Origin of the sequence: Bacillus sp. SIMBA_031 (assembly GCF_046535225.1) — a bacterium.
GTDB lineage: Bacteria > Bacillota > Bacilli > Bacillales > Bacillaceae > Bacillus > Bacillus velezensis.
Genome location: NZ_JAWRXC010000054.1, coordinates 1 through 389 on the forward strand (window position 1 = coordinate 1; position 389 = coordinate 389).

The 389-nt window shown below is 43.4% G+C and carries 1 protein-coding gene; it reads right to left on the reverse strand.

Annotation, left to right across the window (positions count from 1 at the left end; all coding sequences use genetic code 11):
* A partial coding sequence (locus SB724_RS19480; RefSeq protein WP_410572421.1) for a hypothetical protein occupies window positions 1-389 on the reverse strand: 389 nt, incomplete at both ends.

A 389-nucleotide genomic window follows, 5' to 3' on the forward strand; every position in this document is an offset into this window, starting at 1 on the left:
GTACATGTCTGGTTCAGAATCCACTCCGCCAGAGGTTGCATTCTGTAAAAACTCCCTCACTTTTCCATCTTCAACATTCAATGAATCAAGGTCAGGAGGGTTCACAAAATGCCCCGGATTTTGTCCATCTTCATCAGGAATCGCCCTGATTACCCTTGTTATAACTCCGCCCGCAATAAACTTCCAGCCAAGCCCTGCTTTTCCACTCAACTCATCAACCTTTATTCCATTGGAAGAGTAGTTAATTTGAATGGGAACATTAATATTTCCTGCAGTAAAGCCCATGATCGGAATATCGATATTGGGAGTTCCGGTAAACATTCCTACAGGTGTATTTCCATAGCTTCCCAGTTTAAATGCCTCTGGGGAGGGTGGAAAAATATTGGGCT